Annotated in this window: 11 protein-coding genes; 7 read left to right on the forward strand and 4 right to left on the reverse strand. The window is 71.0% G+C overall.

Annotation, left to right across the window (positions count from 1 at the left end):
- Window positions 1-13 precede the first annotated feature (13 nt).
- From KBX50_RS04020 to pflB, 4 genes are all read right to left on the reverse strand, one after another.
- Window positions 14-499 carry a MarR family winged helix-turn-helix transcriptional regulator gene (locus KBX50_RS04020; protein WP_247673074.1) on the reverse strand — a complete coding sequence of 162 codons (486 nt, stop codon included), beginning with the start codon at window positions 497-499 and terminating at the stop codon, window positions 14-16.
- A 51-nt stretch (window positions 500-550) separates the two neighbouring features.
- On the reverse strand, window positions 551-1225 hold the full coding sequence (locus KBX50_RS04025; RefSeq protein WP_210934757.1) for a GntR family transcriptional regulator: 675 nt from the start codon (window positions 1223-1225) through the stop codon (window positions 551-553).
- A gap of 100 nt (window positions 1226-1325) precedes the next feature.
- Window positions 1326-2105: a pyruvate formate-lyase-activating protein gene (gene pflA / locus KBX50_RS04030; RefSeq protein ID WP_210934758.1), complete on the reverse strand. Its 780-nt coding sequence runs from the start codon at window positions 2103-2105 to the stop codon at window positions 1326-1328.
- Complete coding sequence (gene pflB / locus KBX50_RS04035; protein ID WP_210934760.1) at window positions 2105-4384, reverse strand: formate C-acetyltransferase; 2280 nt, start codon at window positions 4382-4384, stop codon at window positions 2105-2107. The genes pflA and pflB overlap by 1 nt, the downstream gene beginning before the upstream one ends.
- Before the next feature lie 125 nt (window positions 4385-4509).
- Between pflB and adhE the strand changes: the two genes are divergently transcribed.
- From adhE to KBX50_RS04070, 7 genes are all read left to right on the forward strand, one after another.
- Window positions 4510-7215: a bifunctional acetaldehyde-CoA/alcohol dehydrogenase gene (gene adhE, locus KBX50_RS04040; protein ID WP_307870833.1), complete on the forward strand. Its 2706-nt coding sequence runs from the start codon at window positions 4510-4512 to the stop codon at window positions 7213-7215.
- Window positions 7216-7338: 123 nt separating this feature from the next.
- The gene (locus tag KBX50_RS04045; RefSeq protein WP_210934762.1) at window positions 7339-8613 is read left to right on the forward strand and encodes an ATP-grasp domain-containing protein; all 1275 of its coding nucleotides are present in this window, start codon (window positions 7339-7341) and stop codon (window positions 8611-8613) included.
- A complete protein-coding gene (locus KBX50_RS04050) occupies window positions 8610-9458 on the forward strand; it encodes a Rossmann-like domain-containing protein (RefSeq protein ID WP_307870834.1) in 849 nt (282 codons plus the stop codon). The genes KBX50_RS04045 and KBX50_RS04050 overlap by 4 nt, the downstream gene beginning before the upstream one ends.
- Window positions 9452-10528, forward strand: coding sequence for a PLP-dependent cysteine synthase family protein (locus KBX50_RS04055; protein ID WP_210934764.1), 1077 nt, complete (start codon window positions 9452-9454; stop codon window positions 10526-10528). Before KBX50_RS04050 ends, KBX50_RS04055 begins: the two co-directional genes overlap by 7 nt.
- A complete protein-coding gene (locus KBX50_RS04060) occupies window positions 10525-11547 on the forward strand; it encodes a mandelate racemase/muconate lactonizing enzyme family protein (RefSeq protein WP_210934766.1) in 1023 nt (340 codons plus the stop codon). The genes KBX50_RS04055 and KBX50_RS04060 overlap by 4 nt, the downstream gene beginning before the upstream one ends.
- A complete protein-coding gene (locus KBX50_RS04065; RefSeq protein ID WP_210934768.1) occupies window positions 11544-12779 on the forward strand; it encodes an MFS transporter in 1236 nt (411 codons plus the stop codon). Before KBX50_RS04060 ends, KBX50_RS04065 begins: the two co-directional genes overlap by 4 nt.
- A complete protein-coding gene (locus KBX50_RS04070) occupies window positions 12776-13579 on the forward strand; it encodes a bifunctional 2-polyprenyl-6-hydroxyphenol methylase/3-demethylubiquinol 3-O-methyltransferase UbiG (RefSeq protein ID WP_210934769.1) in 804 nt (267 codons plus the stop codon). Before KBX50_RS04065 ends, KBX50_RS04070 begins: the two co-directional genes overlap by 4 nt.
- Window positions 13580-13588 lie beyond the last annotated feature (9 nt).

A 13588-nucleotide genomic window follows, 5' to 3' on the forward strand; every position in this document is an offset into this window, starting at 1 on the left:
TGACCGGCCGGTGTCACTGGGGGCGCGCGGTGGCCTCCGGGGTCTCGGCGATCTGCCGGGTCACGTGGCAGGCAACCTCGCGCAGGACGTCGATCTGGTTCGCGGTGAGGCCGTCGATGACAAAGTGACGGACGGCGGCGACGTGTCCGGGGGCTGCGGCCACGACAAGATCCCACCCGTCGTCGGTGAGCGTGGCCACGGTGTAGCGGGGGCTGTCCGGGTCGGGTGCGCGGCGGAGCAGTCCCCGCTGTTCGAGCCGCTTGACGACGTTCGACAGTCGGGACAGCGAGCAGCTGATCTGGCTGGCCAGGTCACTGAGCCGCAGGGTGCGTTCGGGCGCCATGGACAGGCCGCTGAGCACGAAGTAGTCGAACAGCGTGAGGTGGTTGTCGCGCAGGAGTTGGGCGTCGAGGACGCTCGGCAGATTGAACATGAGTTTGGCCAGGGCAAGCCAGGCGTCGCGCTCGTGGTCGGTCAACCACCGAGGTTCCTCAGCCATCCCACAAGCGTACGTCCCGGCCCGACCTGCCCGAGTGGGGGACGTCCCAGCTCAGCCGGTTGACTCGGGGGCGTCGGTGTCGAGCAGGGGAGCGAGGGTCTCCCAGTTGGCGCGGGTGGCCTCCGCCGCACCGGCGACATCTCCGGCCTCGCACCGGGCGATGATCAGGTCGTGCTGTGCGACCGACTCTCGGCCGCTGAGTGAGGAGAAACGCAGTCGTTCCAGGCGACGCAGCACCGGGGTGAACTGTTCGAGCACGTCGCGTAGGGCCTGGTTGGCGCTGGCCTGCACGGCAACGGCGTGGAAGTCGTCGTCGTCGGCGATGGCCGCGTCCACGTCGTTGCGCCGCAGCGCCTCGGCGAACCGGGCGTTGGCCGCGCGCATGACGTCGATCTCGTCGGCGGAGAGGTTGGGCAGGGCCTCGCGGACGGCCAGTTCGTGCATGGCGGCGGTGACCGACTGGGCGTTTCGGGCGGCGCGGACGTCCAGCGGGCTGACCATCGTGTATCGGCCGGGTCTGGTCTGCACCAGACCTGCCTGCTCCAGGCGGGCCAGGGCCTCCCGGACCGGGGTGCGGCTCACGCCGAGCCACTCGACCAGGTCGTTGTCGTGGAGGCGTTCGCCGGGGGCCAGCGTGCCGCCGACGATGGCGTCGCGGATCGCCCGGTAGGCCTCGTCGCGAAGAAGTGACCGGGGAGCGAGCCCGGGCCCCCGTGGAACAGGCATGCAATATGTTGCACACCGGCTGCTTTCGCTGTCAACCGGGCCCGCCTCGCACGCTCCGCCTCCGACAATCGGTACCTTCCTCGCCGAAGCCGGCCGGTGGTCACCGGGTCGTCACGCCCCGGTCGATGAACTGGGCGCGGACCCGGTCGAGTAGTTCGGGCGTGGGTGGCTCGGTGTCGGCGCAGGCAAACGGCAGCCCCAACTCGCGGTACTTGTGCGCGCCGAGCCGGTGGAACGGCAGCACCTCCACCCGCTGCACGGTGGGCAGCGTGGCGACGAAGTCGGCGACGCCGGCCACGTTGGCCGGGTCGTCGGTGAGGCCGGGCACCAGGACGAAGCGGATCCAGATCGGGGTGCCCCGCTCGGCGAGGCGGCGGGCGAAGCGCAGCGTCGGTGCGACCGTACCGGTCCGGGTGACCCGGCGGTAGGTCGCCGGATCCCAGCTCTTGACGTCCAACAGCACGAGGTCGGTCGCGTCGAGCAGCTCCGGGGTGGCGCGGTCGCCCAGGAAACCGCTGGTGTCCAGGGCGGTGTGCAGGCCCATGTCCGCACATCGTTGCAGCACGGCCGCGGTGAACCGGGCCTGTTGCAGTGGCTCACCGCCGCTGAGCGTGACGCCACCACCGGCCACCTTGATGAAGCGTTCGTACCGCCGGATCTCGGTGACCAGGTCGTCCACGGTCATGGCCCGTCCGCTGCGCTGGTACCAGGTGTCGGGGCTGTGGCAGAAGCGGCAGCGCAACGGGCAGCCGGCGAGGAACGCGACGAAGCGGGTACCGGGCCCGTCGACTCCGGTCGAGATGTCGAAGGAGTGGACGGACCCGACCACCGCGCCCGCGGGCACGAGGTGCGGGCGTGACGGCCAGACCTGCGGCGTCATCACAGCCGGCCGTGGAAGGTGCGGGAGATGACGTCGCGCTGCTGCTCGCGGGTCAACCGGACGAAGTTCACCGCGTACCCGGAGACCCGGATGGTGAGCTGCGGGTACCGCTCCGGGTGCGCCATGGCGTCTTCGAGGGTGGCCCGGTCGAGGACGTTGACGTTGAGGTGGAAGCCGCCCGCGTCGGCGTAACCGTCGAGCACTCCCACGAGATTGTCGACCTGCTCGTCGCGGGTGCGGCCGAGCCCGTCCGGGGTGACCGTGGTGGTGAGCGAGATGCCGTCGCGGGCGCTGGCGTACGGCAGCTTCGCCACTGACAGCGCCGCCGCGACGAGGCCGTGCGTGTCCCGGCCGTTCATCGGGTTCGCGCCGGGCGCGAACGGCTCGCCGGCCCGACGACCGTCCGGGGTGTTGCCGGTGTGTTTGCCGTAGACCACGTTCGAGGTGATGGTGAGCACCGACAGGCTCGGCTCGGCACCCCGGTACGTCGGCTGCGCCCGTACCTTGTCCATGAAACGCTGCACCAGGTCGACGGCGATGGCGTCGGCGCGGTCGTCGTTGTTGCCGAAGGCCGGGTAGTCGCCGTCGACGGTGAAGTCGGTGACCAGGCCGGTGTCGTCGCGCAGCACCTTGACCTGGGCATGGCGGATCGCCGACAGGCTGTCCACGGCGACGGAGAGCCCGGCGATTCCGGTGGCGAGGAAGCGGTGCACCGGGTGGTCGTGCAGCGCCATCTCCAGCCGCTCGTAGGCGTACTTGTCGTGCATGTAGTGGATGACGTTGAGCGCGCGTACGTAGGTGCGGGCGAGCCAGTCGAGGGTCCGGTCGAACGCGGCCAGGACGGCGTCGTAGTCCAGCACGTCGTCGGTGACCGGCGGCGTCGCGGGCGCGACCTGCTCGCCGGTGATCTCGTCCCGACCGCCGTTGATCGCGTAGAGCAGGGCCTTGGCGAGGTTGGCGCGGGCGCCGAAGTACTGCATGTCCTTGCCGACGCGCATCGCCGACACGCAGCAGGCGATCGCGGTGTCGTCGGAGTACACCGGCCGGATCAGGTCGTCGTTCTCGTACTGGATGGCGCTGGTGTCCAGCGACACCTGCGCGCAGAAGCGTTTGAAACCGGTGGGAAGGTCGGCCGACCAGAGGACGGTCAGGTTCGGCTCGGGTGCCGGACCGAGGTTGTAGAGGGTCTTCAGGTACCGGAAGCTGGTGCGGGTCACCAGCGGTCGACCGTCCGCGCCGATCCCACCGATCGCCTCGGTGACCCAGGTGGGGTCGCCGGAGAACAACTCGTCGTACTCGGGGGTACGCAGGAAGCGGATGATCCGCAGCTTGATCACGAAGTCGTCGATCAGCTCCTGGGCGGCGGACTCGGTGAGCCGGCCCTCGGCGAGGTCGCGGTCCAGGTACACGTCGATGAAGGTCGACGTGCGACCCAGCGACATGGCGGCGCCGTTCTGTTCCTTGGTGGCGGCCAGGTAGGCGAAGTAGAGCCACTGGATCGCCTCGCGGCCGGTCGTCGCGGGCGCGCTGATGTCGTAGCCGTAGCCGGCGGCCATCTCCTTCAGCTCGCCGAGGGCGCGGATCTGCTCGGCCAGCTCCTCACGGTCGCGGATGACGTCCTCGGTGCAGGGGCGGTCGTCCAGGGACGCCTTGATCGCCTGGCGCTCGGCGACGAGGCGGTCGACGCCGTAGAGCGCGACCCGCCGGTAGTCGCCGATGATCCGACCGCGGCCGTAGGCGTCGGGAAGTCCGGTGACGATGTGTGAGCGCCGCGCGGCCAGCACGTCGGCGGGGTAGGCGTCGAAGACCCCGGCGTTGTGGGTCTTGCGGTAGGTGGTGAAGATGCGGCGCACCTGCGGGTCCAGCGCGAAGCCGTACGCGGCGAGCCCGTTCTCCACCATCCGGAGCCCACCGTTGGGCATGATCGCCCGGCGCAGCGGCGCGTCGGTCTGCAGCCCGACGATCAGCTCGTGATCCCGGTCGATCCAGCCGGGCGCGTGCGAGGTGATCGTGGCGGGGGTGTACGGGTCCACGTCGTAGATCCCGCGCTCGCGTTCGGTGACGAACAGCTCGCGTAGCTGATTCCACAGCTGGGTGGTGCGGGGGGTCGGCCCGGCGAGGAACCGGGCGTCGCCGTGGTACGGGGTGACGTTGTCGCGGACGAACGCGGCGACGTCGACGGCGTCGCGCCAGGCGTCGCCGTGGAAGCCGCGCCACGGGTCGGACCGTACCGTCGCGCGTTGGTCGGGTCGGGCCGCCGGGCTGTGCTGCTGGGCCATGTCTCCTCCTGGAAGCTCTCTTCGAGCCTCTCGCGGGGGCGGCCGGGCGGTCAGGGGCGAAAGACCCGGGCGGTCCGGGCCGCTGGACACCGGCGCGGGCCGGGTACGGCGGCGACGATCAGGGTGTGACCGGGCGACGTGACCCGGCATCGACGATCGGAGTGATCCGGATGACCGCCGCCACCGCGACGAGCCTCCTGCCACCCTCGGCCCCGCCGCCGCAGCGCGGGGCGGCCAGCACGCCCGGGACGGCCATCGACACCTTGGTCGGCAATGGACTCAAGGCGCTTGACGACTACGCCGCGTTCGACCAGGAGAGCGTCGACCGGATCGTGGCGAAGGCCTCGGTGGCGGCGCTGAGCCGGCACGCCGAGCTGGCCCGGATGGCGGTGGACGAGACCGGCCGGGGGGTTTTCGAGGACAAGGCGGTCAAGAACATCTTCGCGTGTGAGCATGTCACCAATCACATGGCGGCCCTGAAGACGGTCGGGGTCATCTCCCGTGACGAGATCAACGGCATCGTCGAGATCGCCGAGCCGGTCGGCGTGGTCTGCGCCGTCACCCCGGTCACCAATCCCACGTCGACGACCATCTTCAAGGCGCTGCTCGGTCTGAAGACCCGCAACCCGATGATCTTCGCCTTTCACCCGGCCGCCCAGCGGTGCAGCGTCGAGGCGGCCCGGGTGGTCCGGGACGCCGCCGTCGCGGCGGGCGCACCCGAGCACTGCATCCAGTGGGTCGAGCAGCCTTCCGTCGAGGCCACCGGCGCGCTGATGAAGCACCCCGGGGTCGCCACCATCCTGGCCACCGGTGGCAACGGGATGGTGCGGGCCGCGTACTCGTCCGGAAAGCCGGCCCTCGGCGTGGGCGCCGGCAACGTGCCGGCGTACGTCCATCGCGGTGCGAAGCTGCGCCGGGCGGTGCATGACATCGTGCTGTCGAAGTCGTTCGACAACGGCATGATCTGCGCCTCCGAGCAGGCCGTGATCATCGATGCCGAGGTGTATCCGGCGGCGATGGCCGAGTTCCAGCGACTGCACGCCTATCTGGCCGCTCCCGACGAGAAGCGTCGGATCGAGGAGCTGATCTTCGGGCCCGCCGCCGGTGGCACCGATTGCGCGGGTGCGCGGCTCAACCCGGAGGTCGTCGGCCAGAGCGCGGTGTGGATCGCCGAGCGCGCCGGCCTGACGGTGCCGGCCGACACGTCGGTGATCCTGGTGGAGGTGGACCAGGTCGGTCCGGCCGAACCACTCACCCGGGAGAAGCTCTGCCCCGTCCTGGCGGTGCTGCGCGCCGAGTCCACCGAGGACGGCATCCGGCACGCCGAGCAGATGGTCGAGCTGAACGGCCTCGGGCACAGCGCGGTCATCCACACCGAGGACGCGCACCTCGTCGAGGAGTACGGGCGGCGGGTCAAGGCGGTCCGCGTCATCTGGAACGCTCCCGCGTCGCAGGGCGGCATCGGTGACATGTACAACGCTTTCCTGCCGTCGTTGACCCTGGGCTGCGGTAGCTACGGGCGCAACTCGGTGTCGAACAACGTCACCGCGGTCGACCTGCTCAACGTCAAGCGGATCGGCCGCCGGAGCAACAACCTGCAATGGTTCAAGGTTCCACCGAAGATCTACTTCGAGCCGAACGCGATCCGCTACCTGGCCGACATGCCCGACCTGCACCGGGTCACCGTGGTCACCGACCACACCATGACCCGGCTGGGGTACGTCGACCGGCTGATCACCGTCCTGCAGCGGCGTCCCGAGCGGGTGGCGTTGCAGATCATCGACGACGTCGAGCCGGAGCCGAGCGTCGGCACGGTGGACCGGGGCGCGGAGCTGATGCGGTCCTTCCGACCCGACACCATCATCGCCTTGGGTGGCGGCTCGGCGATGGACGCCGCCAAGGTGATGTGGCTGCGCTACGAGCATCCGGAGGTGGTCTTCGCCGACATGCGGGAGAAGTTCTTCGACATCCGTAAGCGGGCGTTCAAGTTTCCGACGCTGGGGGAGCGGGCCCGACTGGTCTGCATCCCCACCACCTCCGGCACGGGCGCCGAGGTGACGCCGTTCGCGGTCATCACCGACACCGCCACCGGCAAGAAGTTCCCCCTCGCCGACTACGCCCTGACGCCGAGCGTGGCCATCGTCGACCCGGTGCTCGCCGCCGACCTGCCGCCCACCATCACGGCCGACAGCGGCTTCGACGCGCTGACCCACGCCACCGAGTCGTACGTCTCCGTCTACGCCAACGACTTCACCGACGGGCTCGCGTTGCAGGCCATCAAGCTGATCTTCACCTATCTGGAGCGCGCGGTGCGTGACGGCGCGGCCGACGCCGAGGCCCGGGAGAAGATGCACAACGCGGGAACCATCGCCGGCATGGCCTTCGGCAGCGCCTTCCTGGGCATCGTGCACGCCATGTCGCACACGCTCGGTGCCACCTTCCACGTGGCGCACGGGCGCACCAACGCGATCCTGATGCCGCACGTCATCCGCTACAACGGCACCATGCCGGCGAAGCTGACCGGGTGGCCCAAGTACGAGGACTACCGGGCGCCGGAGCGGTTCCAGGACATCGCCCGGATGTTGGGCCTGCCGGCGGCCACCGCGCAGGAGGGGGTCGAGTCGTACGCCGCCGCGGTGGAGCGGCTGCGCGACGCCGTCGGCATCGAGCCGTCCTTCCAGGCTGTCGGTGTCGACGAGGAGACCTTCCTCGCGGCACTGCCGCAACAGGCGCTCAACGCGTACGAGGACCAGTGCGCTCCGGCCAACCCGCGGATGCCGATGCTCGACGACATGCAGCACCTCATGCGAGCCGCGTACCACGGCAGGTGACCACCGTCGCCGGTCGCGGCGGGCGGGCTCTCGGTGCTGACCGAGGAGACCCCGGCTAGCCATCGCAAATGACAACCGTTATCGTCTGGTGGTCGGGGATCCCCTGAACATCGGGAGTGCGCGGTGGGACATCTGCTGGTGGTCGAGAGCTGGGTCGGTGCGATGAGCACCCTGCTGCCCCGGGCGATCCGGGAAGCCGGACATCGGTTCACCTTCCTGACCAGGAACCTGCACCACTACCTGGGCCGGGGCAGCGGCGACGGAGTGCACCCGCTGCTCACCGCGGACAACGTGATCACCGCCGAGACCAACGACCCGGACCTGCTGCTGCCCCAGGTCCAGCGGCTGCACGAGGTACTGCGCTTCGACGGTGTCATCACCTCCTGCGACTACTACCTCGGCACCGTTGCCCGGCTGGCCGCACACCTGGGTCTGCCGGGTGCCCGGCCGCAAGCCGTCGAGTACGCCTGCCGCAAGGACCTGGCGCGGCAACGGATGCAGGCGGCCGGCCTGTCCGGCCCGGGGTTCGCCATCACCGAGGACTGGCCGGGTGCCGAGGCCGCCGCGCGTACGCTGGGCTTCCCGCTGGTCATCAAGCCGGTCGACCTGTGTGCCGGAATGTTCGTCCGGCTGGTGGCCGACCGGACCGAACTGCGCGAGGCGTTCGACGCCCTCGACGCGTTCCCGGTCAACGCCCGTGGCCAGCAGCGCTCACCGCAGGTGCTGCTGGAAGAGGTGCTGGTCGGGCCGGAGGTCAGCGTCGAGACCGTCACCGTCGACGGCACGACGACGGTGCTCGGCGTGACGGACAAGAGCCTGGCCGGCGAGCCGTGGTTCGTCGAGACGGGGCACATGTTCCCCGCCGCGCTCGACGCCGCGACGGTCACTGCGGTGTGCGACACGGGCCTCGCCGCCCTCGCCGCGGTCGGGTTCGACCGGGGAGTGGCGCACACCGAGCTGCGGCTGACGGCCGCCGGGCCGCGGGTGGTGGAGATCAATCCGCGCCCGGCGGGCAACCAGATCACCGAGTTGGTGCGGCGGGCGACCGGGGTGGATCTGCCCATGGTGTACGCGCAGCTCGCCCTCGGTGAACAACCGGACATCACAGTGACCGACACCGGCGTGCGCAGCGCGGCCATCTCGTTCCTGCTGCCGCCCCGCGCCGGAACCGTCGCCGGAATCGACGGCGCGGCCACGCTGGCCGCAGCGCCCGACGTGGTCGACTGGGCGGTGAAGCCGGCCGGGCACCGCACCGGCGACGCGGTGAGCAACAACACCTACCTCGGCCATGTCATGACGGTGGACACCACCGGCCTCGGCGCCCGCGTCCGCGCCGAGGAACTGGTCGGGGGCCTGAGTGTGCGATACGCCGACGAGATGGCCGGAGCGCTGGCGTGACGACACCGATGCCGGTCGACACCGGGGAGCCGTTCATGTCGGTGACGGACCTGATCGACGCCGTCAGCGCGGCCCGATTCGGTCCCGATCCGGCCACCGAGCAGGTAAGCGTCGCGTTCACCACCCGGCAGGGTGCCCGGCACGCTGGACGCGGTCGCCGCTACCGCAACCACGTGTTGAGTCTGCGGGTGGGCGCCACCGTCGGTTCCTGTTCGACGGAGCCGGCTGAACTGACCGACGACGTCGCGTACGACTGCGTGGGGCGCAGCGTCGCGGAACTGCTCACCCACCCGGTGCCGGCGGTCCGCGTCGCGGCCCTGGACGCCTACCTCGCCGCTGCCCGTCCGCACGCGCTCGCTGCCGACGACACGGTCACCATCCCCGCCGGCACCTCGCTGGCCAAGTCGACCGCCAGAGCCGCCGCGGTGGTGGACCTGATGCCGGTGGCGCGGGGGCAGCACGTCCTGGTCGTCGGCGTGGTCAACTCCCTGCTCGGCCAACTGCGCCGCCGCGGCATCGGCTACCTGCCCTGCGATCTGGCGGGCGGCAGCACCGAGTGGGACGAGCCGTGCCTGCCGGACGCCGCCGCCCTGCTGGAACGCTGCGACGCGTTGCTGGTGTCCGGCATGACGCTGGGCAACGGCACCTTCGAGCCACTGCTGCGGCACGCCCGCGCCACCGGCAAACCGATGGTGGCCTTCGCGCAGACCGGCAGCGCCGTCCTGCCGTGCTTTCTCGGGGCCGGGCTCAGCGCCGTGTCCGCCGAACCGTACCCGTTCTTCTGGCTCGACGGCGGACCGACCACTGTCTACCGCTATCGTGCCGCCGCAGGGTCGCCATGCTGACCGGCGCCGCGCCGAGAACGTGCGCACCACACCTGCTGGACCTGCTGGGGCGCTCCCCGGTGGCGTACGTCGACACCCCGCTGCCGCACCCGCACGGCGGCTTCCACGCCAAGGTGGAGTATCTGAACCCCGGCGGCATGAAAGCACGCGCCGCGGTGGCCATGCTCCAGGCCGCCCGGCAGCGCGGTGACCTTCGGCCGGGAGCCACCGTGGTGGAGTCCACAAGCGGCACCCTCGGGATCGGTCTGGCGTTCGCCGGGCAGGCCCTCGGCCACCCGGTCATCCTGGTGGTGGACCGCGACATCGAACGACCGATGCGGGCGCTGCTGACCGCGTACGGGGCGGTGGTCGAGGTGGCCGAGCAGCCGCACCCGGTCGGCGGTTGGCAGCAGGCCCGCCTGGACCGACTGCGCGAGGTCTTGGCGCGCACTCCGAACGCCTACTGGCCCGATCAGTACCACAACCCGGACAACGCCGCCGGCTACCACACCCTCGCCGCCGAACTGACCGGGCAGGTCGAGGCCGTCGACGTGCTGGTGTGCAGCGTCGGCACCGGTGGGCACAGCGCCGGCCTGGCCCGGGCGTTGCGGCGGCACTGGCCCCGGATGCGGCTCGTCGGCGTCGACACCGTCGGCTCGACGATCTTCGGTCAGCCCGCGCGGCCACGGCTGATGCGCGGTCTGGGCAGCAGCATCTTTCCCCGCAATGTCGACTACACCGCCTTCGACGAGGTGCACTGGATCGGCCCGGTGGAGGCGGTGGACACCTGCCGCCGGCTGGCACGCTCGGCGTTCGTGACCGGCGGGTGGAGCACCGGCGCCGTGGCCCGGGTCGCCGCGTGGATCAGCCGCATGCAGCCCGGCGCTCGGGTGGTCACCATCTTTCCGGACGGTCCGCACCGTTACCTCGACTCGATCTTCGACGACGCGTTCTGCGCCGCCCACGGGCTGTTCGCCCCCGCACCGGGCCACCCGATCGAGATCCCGTACCCGGATGCCGTCGAGGTCACCCGGTGGAGTCGCTGTCGGACCGTCCTCGACCCGCTGCGCCGCCTGGCGGTGCCGGCATGAGGCTCGGCTGGCGCAGCTATCCGCTGCGGCTCCGCGAGCCGCTGCGGATCTCCCGCTCGACGATGCCGGGCCGCGACGCCGTCCAGGTCGAGCTGTCCCACGACGGCGTCACCGGCCACGGCGAGGTCGTCACGAGCGTCTACTACGGCCTCGACCTGGCCGCCATCCTCGACCTGCTGGCCGGGCTCAGGGACCGGGTGCGCGGCTACGGCGAACCCGAGACGCTGGTGGCGGACCTGCCCGCGTTCGCCGCTGAGCTGCCCGCCGGAGTGCTGGCGGCCCTGGACGCCGCCGTCCACGATCTGGTGGGCCGGCGCGCCGGATTGCCGGTGCATCGGTGGCTCGGCCGGCCGGGTTTCTCCCCGGTGCCCACGGCTCACACCATCGGCCTGGTCGCCCCCGAGGACGCGGCCACCGCCGCTCGGGCGCTGGGGCGGCGCGGCTTCCAGTTCGTCAAGGTCAAGTGCGGCGACGCCGCTGACCCGGCCCGCATCGCCGCCGTACGCGCTGCCGCGCCGCGGGCCCGGCTCCTCCTCGACCCCAACGGCGCCTGGACCGCCGAGCAGACCGTGCGGCTGCTCGACACCATGCGCCCGTACCGCATCGACGCCGTCGAACAACCCATCGCGCCCGGAACACCGCAGCTGCTCGCCTGGATCAGCGCGCGCACCGACGTGCCGGTCATCGCCGACGAGGACGCCGCCACGGTGGCGCACCTCGACGCCCTCGCGGGCACGGTCGCCGGCATCAACATCAAGCTCGCGAAGTGTGGCGGCATCCACGTCGCACAGCAGCTCGCGGCCACGGCCCGCGCGTACGGCATGGATCTGATGCTGGGCTGCCTGGTGGCCAGCTCGCTGGGCATCGCACCAGCGGTGCACCTCACCGGCGACGCCCGCTGGATCGACCTGGACGGGCACCTGCTGCTCGCCGACGATCCGTGGACCGGTATCGACGGCCACGACGGTGTCCTGCGGCTGACCGACGAACCCGGTCTCGGCGTGCGGGCGGCCGGATGAGCACGTGGGCCACCCTGCGCAGCTTCCCGCTGCCGATCCGACTGCTGGTGGTCAACCAGCTCGGCGTCAACATCGGCTTCTACCTGCTGCTGCCCTACCTCGCCGGCTACCTGGCCGACGACGTCGGTCTGTCCGCCGCCGTGATCGGCGTCGTGCTCGGTGTGCGGAACCTCAGTCAGCAGGGCCTGTTCCTGCTGGGTGGCTCGGCCGCCGACCGGCTCGGTGCCCGCAGCGTCATCATCACCGGCTGCGCCCTGCGCGCCGTCGGCTTCGGACTGTTCGCCCTCAGCACCTCGTTGCCGCTGCTGCTGGCCGCGTCGATCCTGTCCGGGCTGGCCGGGGCGCTGTTCAACCCGGCGGTGCGCAGCTATGTGGCGCAGGCCGCCGCCGACCGGCGCGCCGAGGCGTTCGCGTTGTTCAACGTGTTCGCAAGCGCGGGCGCGCTGCTCGGTCCACTGCTGGGCTCGGCGCTGTTGCTTGTCGATTTCCGGGTCGCCGCGTTGACCGCCGCGGCGGTGTTCACCGGGCTCACCGTGGCGCAGGCGATCTGGTTGCCCGCCCAATCGGTCACGTCCAGCGCGGCAACCGTCTGGCAGGACTGGCGCACCGGCATCGCCGACCGCCGGTTCCTGGCGTTCAGTGTGGCGCTGGCCGGCATGTTCGCGTTGCAGACCCAGCTGTACCTGATCCTGCCGGTGCAGGCGGAACACGTCACCGGGCAGCCCGTGGCGGTCGCGGTGCTGTTCGTCGTCTCCACCGTCGTGACGCTCAGCCTGCAACTGCCCCTGACCGGCTGGCTGCATCGCCGGGTCAGCCGCGGCACGAGCATCGCCGCAGGTATGGCCGTGATGGGAGCCGGTTTCCTGCTGCCGCTGCTGCGGGTGGAATCGGCGCCACCGGCGCTGCGGCTGCTGCCGGTAATGTCCGCTGCTGTCCTGCTCACCCTCGGGGTGATGATCACCCAGCCGTTCGTTCTGGAGCTGATCCCCGCCTTCGCCGGGCCGGGACTGACCGGCACCTACTTCGGTTTGTTCTACCTGGTGTCCGGGATTCTCGCCGCCGGGTGCACCGCCGCGGTCGGCGCGGCGGTGGGCAGCTCCGCGGGTGCCGGTGTACCCGCAGCGGCGTGGCTGCTGACCGCTGGTGTCGGGCTGGCATCGGCGGGTGCGGTGTGGCTGCTGCGTCGTGGCGGCCTGCTCACGCCGGCACCGGCACCGGCGGGCGTGTCATGAGCGGAGAGAATTTCCTCACCGACAACCCGGAGCTGTACGAACAACAGTTTCCTGACCCGGGCCACGTCGCCGCCCGGTTCGTCGATGACCTCGTACGTCGATTCGCCGACCGCACCGTCGCCGCGCCCCGGCTGCTCGACGTCGGTTGTGGCACCGGTCGCGACGCCGGGCACCTCGCCACCCTCGGTTACACCGCCACCGGACTGGACACGTCGGTGCCGATGCTGACCTACGCGCAGCGTCGCCATCCCCGAGTCCGGTTCGTGTACGCCGACCTGCGCACCTTCGACCTGACCGGCCACTTCGACGTCATCACCTGCCTGGACAGCGCGTTGCTGTACTGCCACCACAACGCCGACCTGACCGCGTTCCTGCAGCGCTGCCACCGGCACCTGCGCCCCGGTGGGCTGCTGCTGGCGGAGATGCGCAACGGCGCCTTCTTCCTCGGCAACACCGAACTCCTCGACGGTGCCCACACCCGCAGCGTGACCTGGCACGACGTCACGTACACCTCCGCGACGCGGCTGTGGATCGACCACCGTGAGCAGCTGCTGCGCCGCGAACGTGTCTGGACCTGGCCGGACTGCCCGCAACCGCTGGTGCAGACCTCGGCGTGGCGGCTGCTGTTCCCCGCCGAACTGCGGCACCTGCTCGACACCGCCGGCTTCGACGTGGTGGCCCTGTTCGACACCCCCGGGCCGCGGACCGACCCGCCCTGGCATCCGGCAGCCGCGCTGTCTGACGTCCTGTCCGGCGACCGCCTGCACCTGGTCGCCCGCCGCCGCAACGAGGCGGCCTAACTCGCACCT

Origin of the sequence: Micromonospora sp. C51, from assembly GCF_018070435.1 — a bacterium.
Lineage (GTDB): Bacteria > Actinomycetota > Actinomycetes > Mycobacteriales > Micromonosporaceae > Micromonospora > Micromonospora sediminimaris.

Excerpts from the sequence above, each read along its gene's own strand:
- KBX50_RS04025 (WP_210934757.1), bottom strand. The coding sequence starts at position 1,225 with ATGCCTGTTCCACGGGGGCCCGGGCTCGCTCCCCGGTCACTTCTTCGC.
- KBX50_RS04055 (WP_210934764.1), top strand. The coding sequence starts at position 9,452 with ATGCTGACCGGCGCCGCGCCGAGAACGTGCGCACCACACCTGCTGGAC.
- KBX50_RS04070 (WP_210934769.1), top strand. The coding sequence starts at position 12,776 with ATGAGCGGAGAGAATTTCCTCACCGACAACCCGGAGCTGTACGAACAA.
- KBX50_RS04020 (WP_247673074.1), bottom strand. The coding sequence starts at position 499 with ATGGCTGAGGAACCTCGGTGGTTGACCGACCACGAGCGCGACGCCTGG.
- KBX50_RS04065 (WP_210934768.1), top strand. The coding sequence starts at position 11,544 with ATGAGCACGTGGGCCACCCTGCGCAGCTTCCCGCTGCCGATCCGACTG.
- pflA (WP_210934758.1), bottom strand. The coding sequence starts at position 2,105 with ATGACGCCGCAGGTCTGGCCGTCACGCCCGCACCTCGTGCCCGCGGGC.
- KBX50_RS04060 (WP_210934766.1), top strand. The coding sequence starts at position 10,525 with ATGAGGCTCGGCTGGCGCAGCTATCCGCTGCGGCTCCGCGAGCCGCTG.
- pflB (WP_210934760.1), bottom strand. The coding sequence starts at position 4,384 with ATGGCCCAGCAGCACAGCCCGGCGGCCCGACCCGACCAACGCGCGACG.